Source organism: Paractinoplanes polyasparticus, from assembly GCF_019710575.1.
Taxonomy (GTDB): Bacteria; Actinomycetota; Actinomycetes; order Mycobacteriales; family Micromonosporaceae; genus Actinoplanes; species Actinoplanes polyasparticus.
Genome location: NZ_JAHWFK010000013.1, coordinates 376285 through 400598 on the forward strand (window position 1 = coordinate 376285; position 24314 = coordinate 400598).

The window sequence follows — 24314 nt, forward strand, 5'->3', positions numbered from 1 at the left end:
CGCCTCGTGGCGGTTCTCGCCGTGGTCACCGGCGCCCTGGTGGGAATGCCCGCAACGGCGGCTCAGGCCGACGTCAACTGGGATGCCATCGCCCACTGTGAATCACGGGGCAACTGGAGCATCAACACCGGCAACGGCTACTACGGCGGCCTGCAGTTCAGCCGCCGCACGTGGCGGGCCTACGGCGGGTCGCGCTTCGCGGCCACCGCCGACCGGGCGACCCGCGCCGAGCAGATCCAGATCGCCGAACGGGTGCTGGACGGGCAGGGCATCGGCGCCTGGCCGACCTGCGGACGCAGGGCCCGTGCGAGCACCCTGGCGCCATCGGCCGGAATCACCTCGAGCCGGGCTCAGCCAGCCGGGCGCACCTATGTCGTACGCCCGGGCGACACGCTCGCCGTGATCGCCGAGCGAACCGACATCGCCGGTGGCTGGCGCTCCCTCTACCGCCTCAACAGCGGCGCTCTTTCGAGCCCGCACCGGATCTTCCCCGGTCAGCGGCTCAGATTCTGAGACCGGCCATCACCGGGCCGGGGTGACGAATTCGGGCTGGTCGAGAACGCGCAGCCAACTGCCGTCCGGCTGGCGGCGCACCACCTGGGCCCGGGCCCCCGCGCCGTCGCTCGGCGGGGTGGACGTCAGGGCCAGATCACCGCTGATCAACGTGGGCAGAGGCTTTTCCGGCGTGAAGGCCGGCATGTGGGGCAACGCCTCTGCCCACAAGCGTTCGATTGCCGCCCGGCCCACCGTCTGCCGGCCGGGCGGATAGGCCATGACCGCATCTTCCTCATAGAGCAGCGCCAAGCCTTCGGCATCTTGCGCATCAGCCAATCCGGCGTGAGCTCGCAGGTCAAGGCGCTGGAACACGAGCTCGGGACGACTCTTTTCGACCGCTCCGGGCGGACGGCCCGGCTGACCGAGGCGGGCGCCGCGGCTCTCCCGCACGCACGAGCGGCTCTGGACGCTGTCGCCGACCTGCGACAGGCGGTCGACGAGGTGCGCGGGCTGGTCCGCGGGCAACTCACGGTCGGGATGGTGACGGGCTGCGAGGTGAAGCCGCTCTTCGCTGCGTTGGCGGACTTCCATCGCGACCATCCGGCGATCGAATTGGATCTCGTCGAGGACAATTCCGACCGTCTGGTGGCCGGCGTCCGGGTGAGCACAGTGGACGTCGCTCTGGTCGGCGTTGCCGGCGAGCCCCCGCCGAACCTGGAGTCGCAGATCATCGTGAGCGAGGGTCTGGTGGCGTCGCGGGGCCTCGGCCTGGCCGCGCTGAGCGAGTCCATGGCCACGGCTTTTCCCCGGCTCAGGGCGGTCGCGATCGACGGCGTAGGCGTCGCCGCGCTGCTCGCTCTCGTCTGGCGGCCCCGCCTCAGCCCCGTGGTGGCAGCCCTGCTCCCCCACCTGCGCCGAGCCTTCGGCTGAGGGCGTCGTCGTAGCGGATGCGCGCAGTGGGCACCCGGCAGGATTCCAGGCGGCGGACGATCTCGGCGACCGTCGCGGGCGGGCCGGTGACGTAGAAGTCGTGGTCGGGCCAGGGGCCGTGGGCGGTCACCAGGTCGGCCACGTCGGTCTTGGCCCGCACGATGGTCAGCCACGGGTGACGCCCGGCGAGCAGGTCCAGCGCCCGGCGGTCATAGAAGTCCCGGTCGTCGCGCTCGCCGCGGAAGAGGTGGATCCAGCGCGTCCGGTTGAAGCGGGACAACTCCTCGATCAGCGCCTTGGCCGGGGCCAGCCCCGTTCCCGCCGTGACGAAAACCAGGTCACGACGCGAGTACGGATCCAGTGTCAGCGATCCCCGCGGTGCGCCCAGCCGCAGCGTGTCGCCCAGCTTGAGCCGATGGACCAGCGCGGCCGACACGCGAGGATCCACCGGGCCGACGTGGCCGTCCGGACCCGGAAGGGGGCCGGCCGGCGCGCGCACGTGGAACTCGAGCACCCGGTCGAGACGCGGGGCGTTGGCTATGGAGTACGAGGCCGAGCGCCACGGCAGGTACGGGCACTCGATCGGCACGTGCTGCCCGGCCCGGAACGGCAGGGGCTGAAACGTCCGGCATCGGAACACGGCGATGTCGGGGCTGCGGCGGTCGTGCTGCACCACCTCGGCCGGCCACCAGTCGGTCGACACCCCTTTGCCCTCCGACGTCGGTCCATGGGAGTTCACGGTCAGCGTCGACGATCTGCCCGGTGCGCGGCGGACAACGTGTGCGACATGCCGGCTGCGCGAAGCGCCCTGGTGCGCAGCCCGCCGGCGGGTCAGGCGAGCAGGGCGGTCAGGTCGACGGCCGGGTCGGTCAGGCGCTTGCGGTCGACCACCGCGCGGGAGCGGATGAGGTCGCCGATCTGCTCGGCCACGTCCCAGGTGTTGACGTTCATGCCGGCCACCACCCGCCCGTCGACCACCCAGAAGGCGATGAACTCGCGGGCCGCGACATCACCGCGGACGAGCACCTCGGCCTCCGGCGGAGCGGATCCGGTGTACTCCATGCCCAGGTCGTACTGGTCGGTGAAGAAGTACGGCAGGCGGTCGTACGCGACCTCGCGGCCCAGCATCGCGCGGCCCGCGGCCCGGCCGGTGTGGATGGCGACGTCCCAGTGCTCGACCCGGATCCGGCGCCCGAGGTAGGCGTGCTCGAGATTGGCGATGTCACCCGCGGCGAAGATGTCGGGGTCGCTGGTGGCCAGGCTCGACGAGACGAGCACACCGTCGTCGACAGCCAGGCCGGCCTCGGCCGCGAGCGCGACGTTCGGGGTCACACCGATGCCCGCGACCACCACGTCGGCCGCCAGGCGCGTGCCGTCGGCCAGCACGACCTCGGTCGCGGTGACCTCGGTGACGTGCGTGCCGAGACGCAGGTCGACGCCGTGGGCCCGGTGCAGGTCGGCGAAGACCGAAGCCATCTCGTCGCCGAGAACCTTCTGCAGGGGCAACGCCGTCGAGCCGACCACGGTCACCTGCGCGCCGCGGCCACGCATGGCCGCGGCGACCTCGAGGCCGATCCAGCCGGCGCCGATCACCACGAGGCGGGTGGTCGCGGTGACCGCCTCGGAGATTCGGTGCGAGTCGGCCAGGGTACGCAGCAGCAAGGCACGATCGCCGCCCGGCACGGGCAGCGGCCGCGGGCTCGACCCGGTCGCCAGCAGCAGGCGCTCGTAGGCGATCGCTTCGCCGCCGGCCAGCCGGACGACCTTGGCGTTCCGGTCGACGGCGGTGGCGGTGGCGCCCAGCCGCAGGTCGACGTTGTGCTCGTCGTACCAGGCGAGCGGGTGCACGAACACGCTCGCCGGCTCGTCGGTGCCGAGCAGCAGACCCTTGGAGAGCGGCGGACGCTCGTACGGCCGGTCGGTCTCGGACCCGATCAGCGTGATCGGACCGCCGTAGCCCTCGCCACGCAGGGTTTCCACCGCTTTGGCGGCCGCCAGTCCGCCACCCACCACCACGTAGCTCATAGCTTCACCCTCGGGGGTCGATGTGAATTTTGGGTGCTGTTCCGCTGCGCCGGCCGGCCAGCACCTCGGCCGCCTGGTCGAGCCCGACCGTCTCGGCGACCAGCGGCCGCGGGTCGACAGCCCCGGAAGCGTACGCCTCGATGGTCGCGGCCAGGCCGCCGGAAGCGCTCAGAATGCCCGTCACAGTGACGTCCTTCAGCACGGCCTGACGAGTGTCCACCAAGGACGGTTCGGGGGCGAGCCCGATGCAGACGACGCGCCCGCCGGGCTCGACGCGGTCGAGTGCGAACGCCGGCAGCGACACCGCGTTGGTGGCGTCGATGATCGAGTCGTACGGCCCGGACGGCAGTTCGTCGCGGGTCCAGGCGTGATTGAAGCCGAGAGTGCGGGCGAACGTGAGCGACTCGTCCGTCGCGCCCAGCAGGTGCACGTCGGCCCCACCGGCCCGGGCGAACATCGCGGCCAGCAGACCGATCGTGCCCGGCCCCATGACCAGCACCGTCCGGCCCGGCGCGGGCTGGGCCGCCCGGACCGCGCGCAGCGCGTTGCCGCCCGGCTCGACCAGCGCCCCCAGGGTGGCGTCGACCTCGCCCGGCAACGCGAAAAGCGCCCTCGCCGGCACCGGCAACTGTTCCGCCAGCGCACCGGGCCAGCCCCTGCGAACCCCGATCTCGTAGCGGTCGGCGCAGAGGTGCTGGCGCCCGTTGGTGCAGCGGGCGCACTTGCCGCAGCCGAGCATGGTGTCGCCGGTGACCCGGCGGCCGAGCCACGACGGGTCGACCCCGGACCCGACCGCCGACACCATGCCGCTCCACTCATGCCCGATCCGCACCGGGTACGAGGCGTCGCCGCTGGCCAGATAGGCCATCTCGCCGCCCAGGAACTCCATGTCGGTGCCGCAGACGCCGGCCCGTTCCACATCCACGACCACCTCGCCGTCCCCGGCCACCGGCGGTTCGACGTCGACGACCTCGGACCGCCCGGGCCCGGTGATCACGAATGCGCGCATGCCTCACAGTCTGCCGCGCCGGCCGGGCCGCCGACCGTGATGCCGCCAACACCCGGGCGGGTCGGGCAGACGGTCAGGCCTGACCGGGATCAGGCCGCGACAGAACCGCGTCCGGCTGCGGCGTACCGGCCGGCTCGCCCGGGGCGGATCGCGAACGCCGTTGGGAGGCCAGGCAGGGCTCGGCCAGCACGACCAGCAGCGCCAGGACGGTCAGCAGGGCACCGGCCAGGGTCAGGCCGCGCGGGCCGCTCGTGGTCAGCAGGGCGCTGCCCAGCAGGGCGCCCCCGGTGATGCCGACGTTGAAGGCCGTGGACGTGCCGGCCGAGGCCATGTCGGTCGCGCCCGGTGCGACCTCGAGAACCCGGACGCCCAGAATCGACGCGGCGCCGGAGAGGGCGAACCCGGCCAGGGCGGTGGCGGCGACCGCGGCCGCCTGACCGGTGCCGAAGGCGAACAGGGCGCCCAGGGCCACAGCCTGGATCGCGGTGACGGCCAGCCAGCTCGGCCAGCCCCAGCGGCTCACGACCAGGCCGGCGGCCAGAACGCCGAGCAGCCCGGCCACACCGCGCAGCAGCAGGATCGGGCCCAGGGCCGAGGGATCGAAGCCGCTCACCCGGGTCAGGAAGGGGTCGATGTAGGTGAAGGCGACGAACGCCCCGGCCACCATGATCGCGGTGGCCACGACGAGCGTGCGGTAGCGCCCGGCGTCGGGGGACGTGCCGCGGTCGGCATCGCCGGCGCCCGGCGGGGACTCGGGCAGCAGGGCCAGCACCACGACCAGGACGACGACGCCGAGCAGACCCAGGGCCAGGAAGGGCAGGCGCCACCCGCCCTGCTGGCCCAGCCACGTGCCCAACGGCACGCCGACCAGGGGCGCGGTGGAGCTGCCGGCGAACACCATGGACAGAGCGCGGCCGCGCAGATGCCGGGGGAACAGGCCGGCGGCGGCCGGGGTGACGACCGCCCAGAAGACGGACTGGCTGACGGCGACCGCCACCCGGGCCGCCAGCAGGGACGGGTAGTTCACGGCCAGGGCCGAGAGGGCGGTCGCGACGGCGAAGACGGCCAGGAGCACGACCAGCAGGCGACGGCGCGGCCAGGACGCGGTGAGCCGGGTCAGCGGGATCGTGACGACCACGACGACCAGGCCGTACGCCGTCACCAGCAGGCCGATCGACGACTCGCTGACGCCCAGGTCGGACGCCATCGCGGCGAGCAGGCCGATGGGCAGCGTCTCGACCGTGACGTACAGGAAAGCGCCGAGCGACAAAGCCGCCAGAGCGATCCAGGCCCGCGTACGACTCATGCCCCGACGCTACCGGCCGGGACCGACAGAAATCTTGCCGAAAGGGCTTGGCACTCGCTCGGCAGGAGTGCTAAAAAATTACTTGTCGCTGCTGCTCACTGCGGTGATCAGACACCTCGGAACGAGCCGCACGACCTCGGCGCATTGATCTGAGCCGAGCGCCACGTGCACCGCCGGAAAGGCCGGCGGGCCGTCAACAGGAGGTGGATCCCGTGGTGCTGACTTTTGATCCGTTCCGTGAGTTCGACCGCCTGGCGGGACAGATGCTGGGCGCCTCCAGCAGTGGCGGCGTCGCCCCGATCGCGATGCCGATCGACCTCTACCGCTCCGGTGACCACTTCGTCCTGCACTGCGACCTCGCGGGCATCGACCCCGGCTCGGTCGACGTGGGCGTCGACGGCCGCGTGCTGACGATCCGGGCCGAGCGGTCGCAGCGCACCGACACCGACGTGCAGTGGCTGCGCCGCGAGCGGGCGACCGGCACCTTCGAGCGCCGGCTGACCCTGGGCGACGGCCTCGACCTCGACAACATCGCCGCCACCTGGCAGGACGGTGTGCTGACGCTGACCATCCCGGTGGCTGAGGCCGCCAAGCCGCGGCGCATCGCCATCACCACCGCCGACCGGCGTGACGAGCGGGTGCTCGAAAGCAACGCCGCAGCGGAGTAACGGCCGGGCCGGTGCTGGTCAAAGGGTGGCGGGCGTCGATCCGTTCGGCCGATCAACGCCCGCCGCCCGCGCCCGTACGATCCCCGACGTGTCTCATCGGATCACGCGAGCAGCGTTGTCGGCCGCCCTCGTCGCGGGCTCGACCGCGTTCGCCCTGAGCGCCCCCGGCCCGGCCTCGGCCGTCGACCTCAAGGTCGCCCTGCCCCTCACCTCGTTCGGCGACATCCTCGCCGACGGCGCGAACAAACGGATCTACATCACCGACCCGGCGGCCGGGAAGGTGATCATCACCGACTACGCGGGGCGGGTCCTGTCGACCGCCACCGGCCTGACCGGCGTGAGCGGGCTCCTGCTGGCCAAGGACGGCGACGTCTACGCCGCAGTCCCCGGGTTGAAGGCGATCACCGCCTTCAACGAGGTCGGCACCCGGATCGCGACCTACGAGGCGTCCACGGACGTGCGTCCCGTCACGCTCGCCGAGGCCGGCGGCAAACTGTGGTTCGGCGAGGCCGACGGCGGGCTGGGCCGGCTGCAACGCGGCGGCGACGACGAGCCCGACCTGATCCCGGACGTCACCACCACCACGTTCGACGAGGCGCCGGCCCTCTCGTCCGCCGGCAACCTGATCGCCGCCGTCGACCCCTCGGTCACCACCGCCGACGTCACCGTCTTCGACGCCTCGACCGCCACCCCGTCCGTCGCCGTCGCCAAGAGCCTCGGCCGTACGCGGGACCTGGTCTTCGACGCCGACGGCAGCCGCCTGCTGGTGGCCGGCCCGCAGAGCCTCGCCCGCGCGGTGAAACCGGCCGACCTGACCACGGTCCAGAGCTACAGCGCCGGCGTCGACGGCAACGCCGTGGCCGTCAAGGCGGACGGCACCCTGGCCGTCGGCATCGGCGGCACGGCCGGCAAGGCCGTCTCGGTCTTCACGCCCGGTTCGGCCACGCCCACCAAGCAGTTCACCGTGCAGGGCGGCGGCTCGCTGCAGTCCGGCGGCCTGGTCTGGGAGCCCGGCGGCCCGCGCCTGTTCGGTGTCTCGAGCAGCGGCAGCAGCTACACCCTGCAGATCTTCGGTGATCCGTCCAAGCTCGCCACCTCGGTGCAGCTGACCGTGCCGGCCAAGGTGGAACTGGGCAGAACGGCCACGATCACCGGCGTCTTCGGCGCGCCCGTTCCGGCCGGGCTGCCCGTAGTCATCACCCGCAAGGACTCGGCCGGCAGTCGCCGGGTCGGGCCACAGACCGTACCCGCGAACGGTCGGTTCTCGATCAGCGACAAGCCGGCCCGCAGCGGCACGGTCAGCTACACGGTCGCGCTGGCCGGCAACGCTGACTACTCCCCGGCCAACGCCACGAAGTCCTTCCAGGTCGGCACGATCAAGGCGACGACGCTGACCCTCGACCGCAACGGCAGCACCTTCGCCGCCGGGTCGACGGTGACCTTCACGGCCAAGCTCGGCGCCACCTCGTCGAACCGCTCGGTCGAGATCTGGGCCGACCCGTACGGCTCCGACCAGCCGAACCGCCTGGTGCGCAAGGCCACCGCGAACAGCAAGGGCGTCGTGACGGCGGCGTTCAAGCTGACCCGCACCACGACCATGTCGGCGATCTTCCGCGGCGACAACTTCACCTCGGCCCGCACCGCCCGGTCGACGGTCGCCACCAAGGTCAGCGTCTCGGTGGCCCTCGACCGGCACTACGGCACCGGCAACATCGGCTCGGTGTCGTACCACTTCCTGCGGTCGACGGTGGATCCCCGGTTCATCACGAGCATGTCGCCTTACCCGGGCCGGTCAGCCCTCCTCGAGATCCAGTACCACGACGGCAAGCAGTGGCGGCCGTGGAAGTCCGCGTGGTCCAGGCTCACCGACGGCAAGGCGTACAACGAGCTGACCGGCACCCACACGGTCGGGCTCAAATATCGCGTACGGGCGTCCTACATGTACGGCAAGTCGGGCGACACGGTGAACACCACGACCTACGGCGCCTACAAGTACTTCACCTTCACGAGGTAGGCCGGACCGACGCCTCAACCCCGTTGATCAGGAGCTCGCTGCCGAACGCGTAGTAGCGCTCGACGTCGGGCTCCTCGGCGTAGGTGGCCCCGAACCGCACCATCATCGGGAACTTGTCGGCGGGCAGGCACTCGAGCGCGACCCGCCGCTGCCGCCGCCACTCCTGCCCCTCGGACGCCGGCTCGCGGGCCTGACGATCCCGGCCGGCCGGCGCGGCACGAGCCGGGGCCTCGATCTGCCCGGCCTGGCGCCATCCTGACCAACCGCTCGAACGCGGCCACCGGCACCGAACTGCACCGTTACCTCGTCGGCTACCAGTTCTCGCTGGTGGTGGCGGGGGCGCTGGTCGCGGTGGGCATCCCCATCGCGCTGTGGTCGCTGCGCTCGGTGCGCCCGGCCGAGGCCGCACCGGACGAGAAGGTGCTCGAGCCGGCCTGACCCTAGGCCGACAGGGCCGGCGCCTCGCGGTGGGCCAGGCGGCGCACGATGTCGAGGTAGCGGTAGCGCCGGAAGCCGGCCGGCTCCAGCAGGTGCACGTCGGCCAGGTACTCCATCAGCCGCTCGGCCTCCAGCTCACCGAGGCCGAGCGGCCCGGCCACGTCGGCGAGCACGGCCTCGGGTCCGTCGGCCCGGGCGGCCAGGACGAAGGCCTCGGCGGCCAGCGGCTCGGCGGCGCGCACCTCGGCCAGGCGGCGTTCGATCGGGCGGTACGCGCGCCGGCAGTCGTCGTGCACCACCACCGGCTGCCGCAACTCCTCCCGCAGCCGGTCGGCGCCCTCGGCGATCGTCCACTGCGGACGGGCGCGCAGGCGTTCGGCGATCAGCCGAACCCCGATCGCGACGTGCGAGCACATGCCGGCGACCTGTTGCGCGGCGGCGGCCTCCGCCCGCACCCGTTCGGCGCCGGCCACGTGGCCGAGCAGCGCCAACGATTCGGCCGGGGTGAACGGGGGCAGGGAGATCCACTCGTCGACGGCCAGGTCCGGCATCCGCCGGCTGCCCGTGACGATCGCGGCGGCGCCGCCGGTCACGGGCAGCAGCAGCGTCAACTGCCGGGCATCCGGCGCGTGGTCGAGCAGCAGCAGGATCCGGCGGCCGCTGACCACGCTGCGCCAGAGCGCCGCCCGCTCGGTCAGGTCGTCCGGGATCTCGGCGCAGCCGACACCGAACGCGCGCAGGAAACGGCCGAGCACCTCGGCCGGACCGGCCCCGCGCAGGTCGGCGTAGAGCTGACCGTCCGGGAAACAGGCCCGGACGTCGTGGGCCAGCCGGATCGCCAGAGTGCTGGTGCCCACCCCGCCCAGGCCGACGAGGCCCACGACGGGCGCGGCGCCGCCGGCCTGAGTGAGCACAGTGGCGAGACGGTCGAGCACCTCGACCCGCCCGACGAAGTCGCGGATGCCGGCGGGCAGCTGAGCCGGGACGACGGGAGCGGGCGGCGTCACGGCTGGGACAGGGGTCGCGGACGTGCCGTCGAGCAGACCGCGATACGTCCGCTGGAGCTCGGGGCCAGGATCGAGGCCCAGCTCGTCGGCCAGCAGCGCGCGGATCTGCTGGTAGTGCGTGACAGCCAGGGCGGCGCGGCCCGATCGCGCCAGCGCCGTCATCAGCAGGCCACGCAGACCCTCGTCGAGCGGGTGAGCGCCGACCTCGCCGGTCAGCTCGGCCACGGCGGTCTCGGCGCGTCCCTGGTCGAGGTCGAGAGCTATCCGTTCCCGCACGGCGGCCTGCCGCTCGCTCTGCAACCGCACCCGTTGACGATCGGCCCAGGCGCCGGGGACATCAGCCAGCGCGTCCCCGTGCCACAACGCCTCCGCCGCGGCGAACGCGGCCGGGTCGCGTCCATCCCGGGCCGCCGCGACCGCACGGGCGAAGACAGCCACATCGAGAGCGTCTGCCGCGAGTAGCAGCGCGTAACCACCACCGGTGGTGCGGATGGTTTCGTCGCCCAGCACCTTGCGCAGCCGGAACACGTACGTCCGCAGAGTCAGCACGGCCGTACGCGGCGGGTCGTCGCCCCACACGGCGTCGACCAGCGCGTCGGCCGATGCCGGTCGCCCCTCGCGCATGAGCAGGACAGCGAGCACCGCCCGCTGCTGCGGCGATCCGAGGTCGAGCTCCCCGCCCCCACGCCAGGCACGCACCGGACCCAGCAACGAATACCGCAGAACCTCAGTCACCGGACCATCAAACCCGCTCCTCGCCTGCACGCCTATGTTTTGTCAACTCTCCGTCGATCGCCGTGCGGCTCACTGGTGCCCGGAAGCATCCATGCAGAAAGGGTCACCACCGTGAACGCGATCTCGCCGGCCGACCTCGCCGGTCTGCGCTCGGAAGTCGCCGGTCCCGTCCTCACCCCGGACGACGCCGGCTACACGCAGGAACTGTCCACCTTCAACCTGGCCGTCACGCACGCACCGCTCGTCGCGGTCGGCGCTCAGAGCCCGGCCGACGTGCAGGCCGCCGTCCGCTTCGCCACCGCGCACAACCTGCCGGTAGCCGTGCTGAGCGCGGGCCACGGCAGCAGCGTCTCGTCCGCCGGTTCGGTGTTGATCACCACCCGCCGGCTGTCCGGCCTGACCGTCGACGAGAACGCCCGCACCGCGCGGGTCGAGGCCGGCGTGCGCTGGGCCGAGCTGATCGAGCGGACCGGCAAGCTGGGTCTGGGCGCCCTCAACGGCTCCTCGCCGACCGTGTCGGTGATCGGTTACACGCTCGGCGGCGGACTCGGCCCGTTCGGCCGCAGGTACGGCTATGCCGCCGACCACGTGTGGTCACTGGACGTCGTCACCGCTGACGGAGAGTTGCGACACGTCACTGCGGACGGCGACCCCGACCTCTTCTGGGCGCTACGGGGAGCGAAGGGCAACTTCGGCGTGGTCGTCGCCATGGAGTTCACCCTCTTCCCGATCGCGTCGTTCTACGGCGGCGGGCTGTTCCTGCCGGGCGAGCTCGCGGCCAAGGCTCTGCACCTGTTCCGCGAGTGGGTGGCCGGGTTGCCCGAGGAGATGACGGCCTCGGTGTGCCTGCTCAGCCTGCCGCCGGCGCCGTTCGTGCCGGAACCGCTTCGCGGCCGGCGGGTCGTGCACCTCCGCTTCGCCTACCTGGGTGACGCGGCCGAGGGCGCGCGCCTGGTCGAGCCGTTCCGCCGGCTGGGCGAGCCGATCATCGACGCGGTCACCGAGCTTCCGTACGCCGCGGTCGCCGCGGTCCACAACGACCCGGTCGACCCGATGCCCATCGTCGAGCAGGCGACGCTGCTGCGGGAACTGCCGGCCGAGGCCGTGGACACGTTCCTGCGGTTCGCCGCCGACGAGCGCTCGCCGCTGGTGATGGCCGAGCTGCGGCACCTCGGCGGGGCGCTGGGCCGCCCGCCCGCGATCCCGAACGCGGTCGGCAACCGGGAGGCAGCGTTCACCGTCTTCGCGGCCGCGGTCGGTGGGCCCGAAGACGCTCCCCGGCTCCACGCTTACGAGGAAGCCTTCGTCAACGCTCTGAAGCCGTGGTCGACCGGGCGCCGCTACGCCAACTTCATGTTCGCCGGGGACACCGACCCGGAGACGGTGGCACTCGCCTACCCCGATGACTCCTTCCGCCGCCTCCGCGACCTGAAGCACCGTTTCGACCCGGCGAACACGTTCCGGATCAACCACAACATCGTCGCGGGGGATACTCGTGAACTGTGACGAGAACACCGCGGTTGGAGATTGAATACTGCACGCAGTGCCGCTGGCTGCTGCGAGCCGCGTGGACGGCGCAGGAACTGCTCACCACGTTCCAGAAGGAGCTGGGTGAGGTGGCCCTGGTGCCCGGCACCGGCGGGGTGTTCGACATCCGCCTCGACGACGAGCTGCTCTGGTCACGCAAAGAGAGCGGCCACCCGGAGCTGACCGAGCTGAAGCGGCTGGTGCGCGACCGGATCGCGCCCGGCCGCTCGCTCGGCCACTCCGACCGCGCCGCTGATAAAGAAGTAGCGGCGGCCGAGGAGTCGCCCTAGCGTCGGGGCGTGATCTACCAGCACCCGCTGCACTATCTGCTCGGCGTCGAGGGCTTGTCACTGCTCCGGGCGTACGGCGGTGAGCACGACCGGGCCTTCGCCGAGCAGCGCGTGGCCGAGATCCGCAAGCTGCTCGACGACCCGGCACTGGGCGACGGGGTCGAGGCTCACGCTGTCGATACCGTCACCGGCTATCGGGTGTGGGCCGAGACCTACGACCAACCGGGGAACGACCTCTTCGCGTACGAGGAACCGTTCGTCAACGAGATCGTCGAGCGACTCGAGCCGGGGGTCGCGGTGGATGCCGCCTGCGGCACGGGGCGGCACACCGCGTTCTTGGCGGCACGTGGATTCCAGGTGTCCGGAGTGGACAGCTCGGCCGACATGCTGGCGCGCGCCCGCGTACGCGTGCCGCAGGCGGCTTTCCACGAGGGTGACCTGGATGCGTTGCCGCTGCCGGACGTGCACGCCGACCTCGTGGTCTGTGCGCTCGCCCTCGCCCATCTGCCCGACCTGAAGCCGGCCTTCGCCGAACTGGCGCGCGTGCTCAAGCCGGGCGGCCATCTGATCGTCACCGACATCCACCACGAGCGGGTGCTGCTCGGTTCGATGCCGCACGTGCGCACCGAGGCGGGTGAACCCCGGCTCATCTACTCGTACCAGCACCGGGCGAGCGACTACCTCGCTGCGGCCCTGCCCCTCGGCCTCGAAGTGCGGGCGTGTGCCGAGCCTCGCGCCGGAGGCACGGCCGGCAGCCGATTTCCGATCGCGGAGTGGGATACCTGGCCGTGGAGCCTGATCGGCCAGGCGCCCGAGGCCTTCCACGCGGCGTCGGCCACCTCCCCCGTGGCGATCATGTGGCACTTTCAACGGGAGAAGAGCACGTCCAGGTCGCGCTCGGCGTAGAGCCGGTGCTGCCACTCCTCGTTGAGGACGGTCAACAGGCATTCCCGTACGGCAAAAGCCCGCGGCGGCGGCCAACCGGTTCCCTCGACCGGCGTCGTGTCGGCCGCCAGCGACTCGTCGGTGAGCCCGTCCAGCACCCGGCGCACGGTCGCCATCCGGTCGAGCCGAACGGCCAGGGCTTCGTCGAGCGACGGCCGCACCTCGCGGTCGCGAGGCACCCCCGGCGTGTCCGGCATGCCGTCCCACGGCAGTGACAGCGGATGCCACGGCGCCGGATCGCCCAGGATGGCGCGGTTCACCCACGACTCGGTGGCGAAGGCCAGGTGCCGCAGCGTCTCGATGAACGACCACTCGCCGTCCACCGACACGTGCAACTGATCGGGTGGCAGCTTGCGGGCCCGCTCGACCGTGCCCGCCCACAGCCGCTCGACGATGTCCCACGCCTCGCGGAACCCCGCCGGGTCGGCCGGTCGCATCCTCGGCCGGTCCGGATCGCGCCGGTCCAGCTCGGCCTCGATCAACGGCGCCACGTCGACGCCGTTGATCACCAGGTTCTCGACCTCGCCGTCGATGCTGACGTTGCCCAGGTAGACGCCCCGCATCACCGAGTCGAAGAAGTCGGTGTCGCGAAAGACGGACCGGCGCAGGTCGACGAAGCTGAACCGGGAACCGCTCAGATCCGCATGCTCGAAGTCAGGCATGTTCGCAGGCTAAGCCCTATTCCGGACGATCTACTTCCCCATTGGCGGTGCGGTGGCGGCCGATCGGGACGATCATCGGCGTGTTCGAGATCGGGTCGTCGACGAGCCGGCAGCGCATGCCGAACACGTCCTCGATGATCTGTTCGCTGAGCACCTCGTTGGGGTTGCCCGCGGTCACCACGGCGCCGTCCTTCATCACCACCAGGTGGTCGGCGTAGCGGAAGGCCAGGTTGAGCTCGTGCAGGACGATCACCACGGTCGTGCCCTCGGCCTCGTTGAGGTCGGTCAGCAGGTCGAGCACCTCGACCTGGTGGCTGATGTCGAGGTAGGTGGTCGGCTCGTCGAGCAGCAGGATGCCGGTGCGCTGGGCCAGCGCCATCGCGATCCACACCCGCTGCCGCTGCCCGCCGGAGAGCTCGTCGACCGGCCGGGCGGCCAGCGGCAGCGTCCCGGTCGCGGTCAGCGCCTGGGTCACGGCGTCGTCGTCCTGGCTGCTCCACCGCCGGAACCAGCCCTGGTGCACGTGCCGGCCCCGGCTGACCAGGTCGGTCACCGTGATGCCGTCGGGCGCGATCGGGCCCTGGGGCAGGATGCCGAGGCGGAGCGCGACCTCGCGGCTGGGCGTGGCATGGATCGACTTGCCGTCCAGCAGCACCTCGCCCGACGAGGCCGGCAGCAGGCGGGCCAGCCCGCGCAGGAACGTCGACTTCCCGCACGCGTTGGGACCGACGATGATGGTCACCTTGCCCGTCGGCACGTGCATGCTGAGCTCATGGACGACGGTCCGCTCGCCGTATCCCAGCGACAGCCGGTCGGCCTTCAGATCCACGGGCACGGTCATCCTCCTCGGCCGGAGCGGTTCGCCGTGGCCAGCAGCCACAGCAGGTAGGGGGCCCCGATGACACCGGTGACGACGCCGACGGGGAACTGGCGCGAGCCGAGCAGGTGCGACCCGATGAAGTCGGAGACGAGCACCAGCAGGGCGCCGACCAGCGCGGCCTGGATCAGCACGGGACGGCCCCCGCCGACCAGGCGGACGGCGATCGGCCCGGACATGAAGGCGACGAACGCGATCGGCCCGGCCGCCGAGGTCGCCATGCCGGCCAGGCCGACGGCCGTGATCAGCAGCGCGAAGCGGCTCCGCTGCACGCGTACGCCGAAGGCCGTGGCCAGGTCGTCGCCGAGTTGCATGCCGGTCAGCACCCGCCCGAGGGTCAGCGCCATCGGCGCCAGGATCAGCACGGCGACGGCGAGCGGGACGATCTGCGGCCACGTGCGGCCGCTGACGCTGCCGGTCAGCCAGATCATCGCCTCGGCCGCCACCTTGACGTCCGAACGGGTCAAGATGTACGAGGTGATGCTGGTCAGCACCGTGCCGATGCCGATGCCGACCAGGATGAAGCGATAGCCGCCCACGCCCTTGCGCCATGAGAGCGCATAGATGACGAGGGCCGTGACCAGCGCGCCGGCCAGCGCCACGGCCGCAACGATGCCGCCCTCGACCCCGAGGACCAGCACCGCGACCACCGCCGCGGTGGTCGCGCCCTGGCTCACGCCGATCACGTCGGGGCTGGCCAGCGGGTTGCGCAGCAGCTGCTGGAAGATCGCCCCGGCCAGCCCGAAGGCCAGCCCGGCCAGCACCGAGACGGAAGCCCGGGGCAGACGCAGGTCGTGCATGATGTAGTCGACGCCGGGCGGGGTGGGCTGCCCCAGCAGCGAGCGCACCACATCGGGCAGCGAGATCTGGAAGTCGCCGTACGACAGCGTGAGCGCGAACATCGCGATCGCCGCCACCAGCAGGGCCGTCGCCACCGCACGGGCGCGAGCGCTCTCGCGGCGCCGGGTCGTCTCGACCACGCCGGCGCTCACAGCTCGGCCAGCCTTTCCCGGCGGGCCAGGGCCACGAAGATGGGCGCGCCGATGATCGCGGTGACGATGCCGACCTGCACCTCGCCGGGACGGGCCACGACCCGGCCGATCACGTCCGCGATCAGCAGCAGCAACGGCGCCAGCAGCATCGAGTAGGGCAGCAGCCAGCGGTGGTCGGGCCCGGTGATGGACCGGGCGATGTGCGGGATGACCAGGCCGATGAAGACGAGCGGGCCGGCCATCGAGGTGGCCGTGCCGCACAGCAGCACCACCGCGCCGGCCGCGATGAGCCGGGCCACGAGCACGTTCTGCCCGAACGAGGTGGCGACGTCGTCGCCGAGGGCGAGGGCGTTGAGCGCGCGGGCCGAGTAGAACGCCAGCAACGCGCCCACGACCAGGAACGGCAGGCTCTGGACGGCGATGTCGGTGCCCCGCCCGGCCAGCGAGCCGACCTGCCAGAACCGGAACTGGTCGAAGGCGTCGACGTCGGTGATGAGCACGGCGGTGGTGAACGAGGTGAGCGCCGCCGTTACCGCGGCGCCGGCCAGGGCGAGCTTGACCGGGGTCGCGCCGCCGCGCCCGATCGAGCCGACCGTGTAGACGAGGACCGAGGTGATCGCCGCGCCGAGGAAGCCGAACCAGACGTACCCGGTGAGGTTGGTGATGCCGAGCAAGCTGATCGCGACGACGATGAAGAGCCCGGCCCCGGCGTTGACGCCCAGGATTCCGGGGTCGGCCAGCGGGTTCCGGGTGACGCCCTGGATCACGGCGCCGGCCAGCCCGAACGCGGCCCCGGCGAGCAGGCCGACGATCGTCCGGGGCAGGCGGGACTGGGTGATGATCAGGTGTTCGGTGGAGTCCGGGTCCGGGTTCACGAGGGCGTGAAGCACCGTGCCGAAGGGCACGTCCCGGGCGCCGACGGCGAGGCTCAGCAGCGCGGCGCCGGCGAGGGCCGCCGCGATCACCACCAGTCCGGCGGTGAGCACGGCAGCCCTGCGGCGCCGGGTGTCCGTGTCCGGCACCGGTGGTCAGCCGAGTGAACTGGCCAGCAGCGGCGTCACCTGGTCGACGGCGTACGAGAGACCGCCGACCGACGCGCTGGAGAACGCGTTCGAGATGTCCTTGTTGTCCATGTAGGCCACGTGCCCGGCCTTCACCGACGGCACCGCCTGGAAAAGCTTGTCCCCCTTGACCTGGGCGAGCGTCGACTGGATCAGGAACACGACGGTCAGGTCGGCGTCGGCCAGGTCGAGCTGCTCGTTGGAGAGCGGGATGTAGAACGAGTCCTTCTTCAGCGCCTCGATCGCCGGCGCGTTCTTGAAGCCGAGCTTGGTCAGGAAGTCGACCCGGCCGTCGCCGGTGACGTAGGCGCCCCAGCCGTCGCCGGTGCGGGCGACCGCGGCCACCGTCGCGTCCTTGAACTTCGGGTTCGCGGCCGCGGCAGTGGTGAACTTCGCGTCCAGGCCGCTCTTGAGCTCGGCCGCCTCGGTCTTCTTGCCGAGCGCGGCGCCGATCATGTCGAGCTGCTGCTCCCAGGTGGTCAGGTACATCTCGCCGCCCTTGGGGACGTCGACCACCGGGACGCCGAGCTTGGCCAGCTGGTCGTGGCGCGCCTTGTCGCCGCTCGAGCGGGTGTCGAGGATCAGGTCGGGCTTGAGGGCCGCCACCTTCTCCATGTCGAGTTCCAGCGTGCCCAGGATCTCGGGCGCGGTCGTGTACTTGCCCGCGTTCCACGGGCCCTGCCCGTCGCCGCCGAACGCCAGCCAGTCGGCCGCACCCACCGGCTGGACACCGAGCGAGAGGGCGACGTCGGCGTCGCTCCATCCGAGAGCGACCACCCGCTCCGGCTGCTTGCCGACCGTCACGTCGCCGAACGCCGTGGTGATCGTGACCGGGAACTGGGACGCGGCCGAGGAGGCCGGGCCGGGGGCCGCGTTGTCGTCCTCGGTGCCGCTCGTCGAACATCCCGAGAGGGCGACGACGGCGCCGAGAACGGCGACCGGAAACAGCCGGCGAGCGCGGGAAAATGGCAGACGCATGAAGGCTCCATCAAGACTCAAAGGTGAGCCTAACCTAACGACAAACACCATATCCGCAAGTCAGAGCCATTCAGGTCACAATTCCAAACGGCCCGCCAAATGGGCCGCGGTGGCCACGGTCGCCGCGTACTGCACTCCGACGAGCCGACGGATCTCGATCGGTTCGAGCTCGGCGACGCGGGCGTCCTCGGCCAGCCACTCCCCGTACCGCTGCTCCACCTCGGCCAGTGCCTCCCGGATCGTCCCGCGTACGTTGCCCACCGCAGCCTCGCCGCGGAGCGCGCGCCGCAGGATCCCGCCGTAGCGAAGGCGGTACTCGTGCACATTGAGTGCCAGCGAGTTGGCCTCGGCCACTGTGGCCGGCCGGTCGGAGTCGGCTTGCTTGCTGCGGGCCAGCCGGGCCGGGCCGGTGCTTTCGAGCATGGCCGCGTAGAAGCGCGCGGCCCGCCAGAACGGCGAGGCAGGGGCCAGCAGGTGGCTCTCGACCCGGGCCAGCGTGCGGGTCAGGAGCTCGGCCAGGTCGGTGATCGCGACCGCGTTGGCGGCCAGCGCCTCGGCATAGCCCATCCCGGCCGGCGTGGTGTCGCCGGCGCGCGCGTCGAGCCAGTACGGCAGCTCGCTGACCAGCATGAGCGAGCCCCACTGGCCGGCGTACCAGGTGGTGCTGCCGCCCTCGAAGATCCACGGTTCGTTGCGCGCCATCGTGCGTTCGTACACGGTGGCCAACGGCGTCGCCTCGTAGATGGCGTCGTCGAGCAGCACCAGGTCGGGCGCCTCCGGCTCACCGCGGTCGAGCGGGATGCCCAGATGCTCGGGCACCCGCTGCAGCACCGGGTGCAACGCGGGTTCGGCCCGGCTCAGCCAGTAGTACGCGCCACCCAGCTCACTGTTGTGCAGCGAGGCGATCAGCGCCGGCCGGTGCGTGTCGATCAGCCGCATCAGCGCCTGCGTCTCGGGGATCGGCTCGTCGAAGTACGCGTCCCCGTGGTTGACCGGGAACGTCCACTCGACCTGGTCGCGCCCGGCCGGGCGGTAGAAGTGCTCGGCGTAGTGGGCCCGGGTGAACGGGCCGCCCAGCCAGCCCTCGTTGAGCCGCAGCCCGTCCGGGTCGGCGCAGTCCACGATCCGCCACGTGTGCCCCAGCCGCTCGCGCAACGAGGGGTCGGCGCAGAGCCGTTCGGCCAGATGCAGGGCGGTCAGGCCGCCGATCGGCTCGTTCGGGTGCGGCAGTCCGAAGGCCAGCGCCTCCGGTGCGTCCGGAGCATCCGACGCGATGGTCAGGCACCAGAGCGGGTTGCCCTGACGGGAACTGCCGCACCGGCGCAACGACGCGACGCCGGGGTGACGGTCCGCGATCCGCCGGAGCCCGGCGTGCAGGTCGTCGACCCCGGCGAAGGCCTCGTAGGCCGGCACGGTCTCGATCTCGGCGAGGAGCCAGGCGGGAAGGTTGTCCACCCGGCCATCTTCCCCGCTACTCCTTGGCGCCGGCCGCTCGCACCGGCGGAACCCGCAGCAGGCGGCCCACCGGCAGGATCGTGGTGACCAGGGCCAGCACGGTCGTGCCGCCCAGCACGATCACCCAGCCCAGCGGCGGGATGTAGGGCAGGAACGTGCCGGTCAGCGCGTGCACCACGGCGACCAGGGTGGCTCCGGCGATCACCGCACCCACTGTGAGCGCCGTTCCGAGCAGGCCCACCTGCTCCGCGTTGACCATCCGGCGCACCTGGCGCCGAGTGACGCCGGCCAGCCGCAGCACCGCCAGCTCGCGGCCCCGGGCCAGCGCCGCCATGACCATCGTGTTGCCGGCGGCCAGGGCCGCGTAGGCGACCATGACGGTGATGAGCAGCTTGTTGAGCCAGGCGCTGACGGCCAGGTCCCGGCTGAGCTGACCGGTGAGCTGATCGGCGGTGGCCACCGTGCCGAACGCGGCGAGCTGCCGGTCGGCGGTGCCCTGGCTGCGGACGAGCACCTCGTCGTACGTGCCGCCCTGCTGCGGCAGCAGAACGTCGCCGAAGCCGAGGCCGCGGTCGTAGATCGCGACCACCCGCGGCTGGACCGGGGTGCCGTCGGCCAGCCACATGTCGGCCGTGTCGCCGACCTTCCAACTGGACGACGACGCCTGCAGGGCCGAGACGGCGATAGTGCCATCGGTGAGGCCGGCCAGGCTGCCCTCGCGCACCTTGAGGTCCATCGTGGACGACAGTTGGGCCGGGTCGACCGCGCGGGCCACGGCCGGCTCGGCGCCGTCGAAGACGCGGACCACCACCGACGTACGCCGGACGCCCGTGGCCGCCTCGACCCCGGGGATCTGCCGCACCTTCGCCACGGCAGCCGGCGTCAAGCCGGTCGGCGCGGTCACCACCCGGTCGGCCAGCATGCCGTCACGGCTCTGGGCCACGCTCTGGCGCTGCAGATTGTCCTGCAGGAACCAGACCGAGCCGCCGAACCCGACCGACAGCACGAGCGCGCTCAGCACCGCCGACATCCCTCGCGCGTTGGCCCGCAGGTTGGCCGCCGCCAGATCGCCCGAGACACCCCACACCGTACGCAGAACCGGCGCCAGCACCCGGGCCGCGAACCCGTTGACCCACGGCGCGAGCAGCGCGACCGCCAGCACGAACAGGTAGAGCATGCCGACCGCCGCCGCGAGCGCCGCAGTGCCCGACAGTCCGGCCGCGAAGAACAGCGACACCGTGGCGCCGGCCAGCGTGATCAGGCCGGAAGCGAGGCGGATGCGTCCGCCCCGGGCCGGCTCCACCGCGGCCTCGCCCAGCGCCTCGGCCGGCCGGATGCGGGCGACCCGCCGGGCCGCGATCCGGGCCGACAGCACCGCGACCAACAGGGTCACCACGATGGCGAGGACGGCAGCCGGGGCGGGGTTGGCGATCGGGAAGTCAGCCGGCAGGAAGCCCCGGGTGACCAGTTGGTCGTGCACCCGGTGGGTGGACCAGAGGCCGGCCGGCACACCGATCACGGCGGAGGCCAGGCCCACCACTGCCGCCTCGGCCACCACGAGGCGGCGCACCTGGGCGGGAGTGGCGGCGATGGCCCGCAGCAGGGCCAGGTCGCGACGGCGGTGCCGGACGGACAGGCCGACCGTGCCGGCGACCACGAAGACGATCAGCAACACCACGTAGCCGCCGAAGGCCGAGCCGGCCTGGACCAGCAGCGACCGCGCCTCGATCGAGGTGGACCGCTCGGCCCAGCCGCGCTCGTCGCCGGCGTACGCCTCGACTCCGGCCTGCTCGGCCAGCTTCTCGATGGCCTCGTGCGCACCGGCCGGCGCCTTGACCGCGATGGCGCCGGCCCGGCCGTCCCGGACGTCCACGGCCTGCACGTCGGTGACGCCGGGCACTGTACGGATCTGGTCGGCCAGATCGGCCGGGACGGTGCCCTCGGGCAGCGGCACCTCACTCGTCGTCGTTCCGCCGTCGAACTCCTTGGTGGACACGGTGATGTGCCGGTGGGCGACCACGACGTCGGCCGCCGCGAACTGCTTCGGCTCGGGCTCGAACTGGAGGCCGGACTGCACGAAGACGGCCAGGGACATCAGGATCATCACGCCGCCGGCCAGCGCCACCAGGGTGGCGATCGAGGTGCCGGGACGCTGGCGCAGCAGGCGCATCGCGAGCTTGAACATGATTTCAGGCCTTCCACCGTGTCGCGAGGACCTCGGCGATCTTCTCGGCGCCGAGCTGGGGCAGGTCGCGCACGATCCGGCCGTCGGCCAGCACGAGCACCCGATCGGCGTAGGAGGCGGCGACCGGGTCGTGGGTCACCATGACCACGGTCTGGCCGAACTCGTCGACCGTCGAGCGCAGCAGCGCAAGCACCTCGGCCGCGGTCTGAGTGTCGAGGGCGCCGGTCGGTTCGTCGGCGAAGACCACGTCGGGCCGCACGGCGAGCGCGCGGGCGATGGCGACCCGCTGCTGCTGACCGCCGGAGAGCTGGGCCGGCCGGTGGGTCAGCCGGTTGGTGAGGCCGAACCGCTCGATGACGCTGCCCAGCCAGTGCCAGTCCGGCCGCTCGCCCGAGAGCTTGGACGGCAGCAGGATGTTCTCCTCGACGGTGAGCGCGCCGATCAGGTTGAAGGACTGGAAGACGAAGCCGATGCGGTCGCGCCGCAACTCGGTCAGCTTGGTCTCGGACAGCTTCGACAGTTCGGTGTCGCCGATCCAGACCCGGCCCGACGAGGGGCGGTCGAGGCCGGCGGCGGTCTGCAGCAGCGTGCTCTTGCCGGAGCCGGACGGGCCCATCACCGCGGTGAACGTGCCGCGGGCGAAGGCCGCGTCCACCCCGGCCAGGGCCGCGACCCGCTGCCCGTCGGTGGCGTACGTCCGGGTGAGTCCTTCCACCCGGACCGCGAGCATGTCGTTCATCTCAGCGCCTCTCGTGTCGTTTACTGACACGGCAAACGCTAATTTTTTCGGTGGCCAAGATCGATGAAGCCAGCTGGCCTCTTCGCGGTACAGCCTGCGCTACCTGGCCCTATTTACGCAGGTAGCGCAGCACGGCGATGACCCGGCGGTCGGCGCGGTCGTCCGGGGCCAGGTCGAGTTTGGCGAAGATGCTGCGGATGTGTTTGTGCACGGCGCCCTCGGTGACCACGAGCTTCTCGGCGATCGCGGTGTTGCCCAGCCCTTCGGCCATCAGCGCCAGCACGTCGTGCTCGCGCGGGCTGAGCCGGGCCAGCGCGTCGTCCGGCCGGTTGCGCGCGAGCAGCAGGCCGACCACCTCGGGGTCGATCGCCGTGCCGCCGCCCGCCACCCGGTGCAGCGCCTCGAGGAACTCCTCGACCCGGCCCACCCGCTCCTTGAGCAGGTAGCCCAGGCCGGCGGCGCCACCGGCCAGCAGGTCGGTGGCGAAGGCCTGTTCCACGTACGCCGAGAGCACGAGCACGGCGAGGCCGGGCAACCGCCGGCGCGCCTCGACCGCCGCGACGATGCCCTCGTCGGTGTGCGTGGGCGGCATCCGCACGTCGACGATCGCCACGTCCGGCTTGTGCTCGTCCACGGCAGCCAGGAACGCGGCCGGATCCTCCGCCGTCGCCACCACGTCGAGCGACTCGGCGCGCAGCAGCAACGCCAAGCCCTCGCGCAGCAGCGGGTCGTCCTCGGCGATCACGATCCGCACGGCAGCTCCACTCGCAGGGTTGTCGGCCCGCCGGCCGGGCTGGTCAGGGTCAGGCTTCCGTCGTACGCCTCGACGCGCCGCCGGATGCCGGTGATCCCGGATCCGGCGTCCTCGTCGGCGCCGCCGCGGCCGTTGTCCTCGATGCTGATCTTCAACTGCTGATCCTCGATGCGCACGGTGACCCCGGCCGCGGTCGCGCCGCTGTGCTTGGTGATGTTCGTGAGCGCCTCGGCCACCACGAAGTAGGCGGTGGCCTCGACCGAGACGGCACACCGGCGGGGCAGCTCGACGTCGAGGCGGCAGGGCACGCCGCAGTCGGCGGCCAGACCGGCCAGCGCGCCGTCGAGGCCGCGGCCGTCGAGCACCGGCGGGAGGATGCCGCGGACGACCGTACGCAGCTCAGCCAGGGCCTGTTCGGCCGCGGCCTGGGCCCGTTCCAGCACGTCGGCGGCCATCGCCGGGTCACGGGCGACCGCCCGCCGGGCCGCGCCGAGCAGCACGCTCACCGCGACCAGGCGGTTCTGCGCGCCGTCGTGCAGCGAGCGCTCGATGCGGCGGAGTTCGGCCGCGTGCGCGTCGAGGGCGGCCGCCCGGGTCGCGGTCAGCTCGACGATGCGCAGCGAGAGGTCAGTGCCGGGCGGCGGGGCGAGCAGACGGCGCCCCGGCCAGGCCTGGGCCCGGGCCAGCCACGGGCCCGCAAAGAAGCCGACGGCCAGCCAGGCCACGCCGTACAGGCCGACCGCCAGCGCGTCGAGCTGGGTGTGCACCGACCAGAACACCAGCCCGGGCGCCGAGTTGGCCGGCACCAGCCACCACCAGAACGGGTACGTCAGGTCCTGCACCGCCGAGAGCGGGATGGTCAGGCTGAAGATGCTGATCACGAACCCGAGCGTCGCGTGCTCGACCAGCCAGGCCACCTCGCGCCACACCGCCGGGTCGCTCCAGGCGCGCAGGCCCGGCGCCAGCGGCTCGGGACCGACGATCTCGGGGCCCCAGCGCGAGAGACGGGCCCTCTCCCGGTCGGCCACCGCGCGGACCGCCCGGACGGCGGTCGGCGCGAACACCAGGCCGACGCCGGCCAGGCTGGTCACCGCCACGATGAACAGCCAGAACAGCAGGGCGAGGGCGAGCACCGCCGTGCCGAGCCCGCCGACGAGCCGTTCGAGGGCGTCGACCGCGGCGTGCGTGCGGCGCCGTAGCCCGTCGAGGGTCATAGCCCGCA

General features: G+C 72.2%; 23 protein-coding genes. 7 read left to right on the plus strand and 16 right to left on the minus strand.

The features are described from left to right. Nucleotides 1-6: 6 nt before the first annotated feature. Entirely contained in the window at nt 7-513 is a 507-nt protein-coding gene (locus KXC43_RS16735; protein WP_308129106.1) for a transglycosylase family protein, read from the plus strand. A gap of 9 nt (nt 514-522) precedes the next feature. Here the strand turns inward: KXC43_RS16735 and KXC43_RS16740 are convergent, their stop codons facing one another. Next, nucleotides 523-867, minus strand: a complete 345-nt coding sequence (locus tag KXC43_RS16740; protein WP_221376961.1) for a YybH family protein — start codon at nt 865-867, stop codon at nt 523-525. On the opposite strand from KXC43_RS16740, the gene KXC43_RS16745 reads away from it, so the two are divergent. Then, nucleotides 838-1425, plus strand: coding sequence for a LysR family transcriptional regulator (locus KXC43_RS16745; protein WP_308129107.1), 588 nt, complete (start codon nt 838-840; stop codon nt 1423-1425). The two genes, KXC43_RS16740 and KXC43_RS16745, sit on opposite strands and share 30 nt — an antisense overlap. Here the strand turns inward: KXC43_RS16745 and KXC43_RS16750 are convergent. The 4 genes from KXC43_RS16750 to KXC43_RS16765 form a co-directional block, all read right to left on the minus strand. After that, nucleotides 1373-2128: a ferredoxin reductase domain-containing protein gene (locus tag KXC43_RS16750; protein WP_221376962.1), complete on the minus strand. Its 756-nt coding sequence runs from the start codon at nt 2126-2128 to the stop codon at nt 1373-1375. The two genes, KXC43_RS16745 and KXC43_RS16750, sit on opposite strands and share 53 nt — an antisense overlap. Nucleotides 2129-2256: 128 nt before the next feature. Next, nucleotides 2257-3450, minus strand: a complete 1194-nt coding sequence (locus KXC43_RS16755) for an NAD(P)/FAD-dependent oxidoreductase (RefSeq protein ID WP_221376963.1) — start codon at nt 3448-3450, stop codon at nt 2257-2259. A 4-nt stretch (nt 3451-3454) separates the two neighbouring features. After that, entirely contained in the window at nt 3455-4459 is a 1005-nt protein-coding gene (locus KXC43_RS16760) for a zinc-dependent alcohol dehydrogenase (RefSeq protein ID WP_221376964.1), read from the minus strand. Nucleotides 4460-4532: 73 nt separating this feature from the next. Then, nucleotides 4533-5765 (minus strand): MFS transporter, encoded by a 1233-nt coding sequence (locus KXC43_RS16765; protein WP_221376965.1) that lies wholly within the window; start codon nt 5763-5765, stop codon nt 4533-4535. A gap of 212 nt (nt 5766-5977) precedes the next feature. Here KXC43_RS16765 and KXC43_RS16770 point away from each other — a divergent pair, with 212 nt between their 5' ends. After that, nucleotides 5978-6433, plus strand: coding sequence for an Hsp20/alpha crystallin family protein (locus tag KXC43_RS16770; protein WP_221376966.1), 456 nt, complete (start codon nt 5978-5980; stop codon nt 6431-6433). A gap of 88 nt (nt 6434-6521) precedes the next feature. Beyond that, nucleotides 6522-8447 (plus strand): hypothetical protein, encoded by a 1926-nt coding sequence (locus KXC43_RS16775; RefSeq protein ID WP_221376967.1) that lies wholly within the window; start codon nt 6522-6524, stop codon nt 8445-8447. Nucleotides 8448-8887: 440 nt separating this feature from the next. Here the strand turns inward: KXC43_RS16775 and KXC43_RS16785 are convergent, their stop codons facing one another. Beyond that, the gene (locus tag KXC43_RS16785; RefSeq protein ID WP_221376968.1) at nt 8888-10627 is read right to left on the minus strand and encodes an AfsR/SARP family transcriptional regulator; all 1740 of its coding nucleotides are present in this window, start codon (nt 10625-10627) and stop codon (nt 8888-8890) included. 111 nt (nt 10628-10738) lie between these two features. On the opposite strand from KXC43_RS16785, the gene KXC43_RS16790 reads away from it, so the two are divergent. Genes KXC43_RS16790 through KXC43_RS16800 form a run of 3 tightly spaced genes read left to right on the plus strand, consistent with a single transcriptional unit; the run spans nt 10739 to nt 13350 of the window. Beyond that, nucleotides 10739-12133 carry an FAD-binding oxidoreductase gene (locus KXC43_RS16790; RefSeq protein WP_221376969.1) on the plus strand — a complete coding sequence of 465 codons (1395 nt, stop codon included), beginning with the start codon at nt 10739-10741 and terminating at the stop codon, nt 12131-12133. 14 nt (nt 12134-12147) lie between these two features. After that, a complete protein-coding gene (locus tag KXC43_RS16795; RefSeq protein ID WP_255644141.1) occupies nt 12148-12444 on the plus strand; it encodes an Rdx family protein in 297 nt (98 codons plus the stop codon). Between the two features lie 9 nt (nt 12445-12453). Beyond that, nucleotides 12454-13350 (plus strand): class I SAM-dependent methyltransferase, encoded by an 897-nt coding sequence (locus KXC43_RS16800; protein WP_221376971.1) that lies wholly within the window; start codon nt 12454-12456, stop codon nt 13348-13350. On the opposite strand, the gene KXC43_RS16805 is transcribed toward KXC43_RS16800, so the two are convergent. The 10 genes from KXC43_RS16805 to KXC43_RS16850 form a co-directional block, all read right to left on the minus strand. Further along, entirely contained in the window at nt 13311-14051 is a 741-nt protein-coding gene (locus KXC43_RS16805; RefSeq protein WP_221376972.1) for a DinB family protein, read from the minus strand. The two genes, KXC43_RS16800 and KXC43_RS16805, sit on opposite strands and share 40 nt — an antisense overlap. A gap of 16 nt (nt 14052-14067) precedes the next feature. Beyond that, a complete protein-coding gene (locus tag KXC43_RS16810; RefSeq protein WP_221376973.1) occupies nt 14068-14892 on the minus strand; it encodes an ABC transporter ATP-binding protein in 825 nt (274 codons plus the stop codon). After that, on the minus strand, nt 14889-15920 hold the full coding sequence (locus tag KXC43_RS16815) for a FecCD family ABC transporter permease (protein ID WP_308129108.1): 1032 nt from the start codon (nt 15918-15920) through the stop codon (nt 14889-14891). Before KXC43_RS16815 ends, KXC43_RS16810 begins: the two co-directional genes overlap by 4 nt. After that, nucleotides 15917-16942, minus strand: coding sequence for a FecCD family ABC transporter permease (locus KXC43_RS16820; RefSeq protein WP_308129109.1), 1026 nt, complete (start codon nt 16940-16942; stop codon nt 15917-15919). The genes KXC43_RS16815 and KXC43_RS16820 overlap by 4 nt, the downstream gene beginning before the upstream one ends. Nucleotides 16943-16948: 6 nt before the next feature. After that, entirely contained in the window at nt 16949-17959 is a 1011-nt protein-coding gene (locus KXC43_RS16825) for an iron-siderophore ABC transporter substrate-binding protein (protein ID WP_221376974.1), read from the minus strand. A gap of 75 nt (nt 17960-18034) precedes the next feature. Beyond that, nucleotides 18035-19414: a M14 family zinc carboxypeptidase gene (locus KXC43_RS16830; RefSeq protein ID WP_221376975.1), complete on the minus strand. Its 1380-nt coding sequence runs from the start codon at nt 19412-19414 to the stop codon at nt 18035-18037. A 16-nt stretch (nt 19415-19430) separates the two neighbouring features. Next, entirely contained in the window at nt 19431-21599 is a 2169-nt protein-coding gene (locus KXC43_RS16835; protein WP_221376976.1) for an ABC transporter permease, read from the minus strand. Between the two features lie 4 nt (nt 21600-21603). Next, entirely contained in the window at nt 21604-22329 is a 726-nt protein-coding gene (locus KXC43_RS16840; protein ID WP_221377116.1) for an ABC transporter ATP-binding protein, read from the minus strand. Nucleotides 22330-22447: 118 nt separating this feature from the next. Next, on the minus strand, nt 22448-23092 hold the full coding sequence (locus KXC43_RS16845; RefSeq protein WP_221376977.1) for a response regulator transcription factor: 645 nt from the start codon (nt 23090-23092) through the stop codon (nt 22448-22450). After that, nucleotides 23080-24306, minus strand: a complete 1227-nt coding sequence (locus KXC43_RS16850) for a sensor histidine kinase (protein ID WP_221376978.1) — start codon at nt 24304-24306, stop codon at nt 23080-23082. Before KXC43_RS16850 ends, KXC43_RS16845 begins: the two co-directional genes overlap by 13 nt. Between the last annotated feature and the right edge of the window lie 8 nt (nt 24307-24314).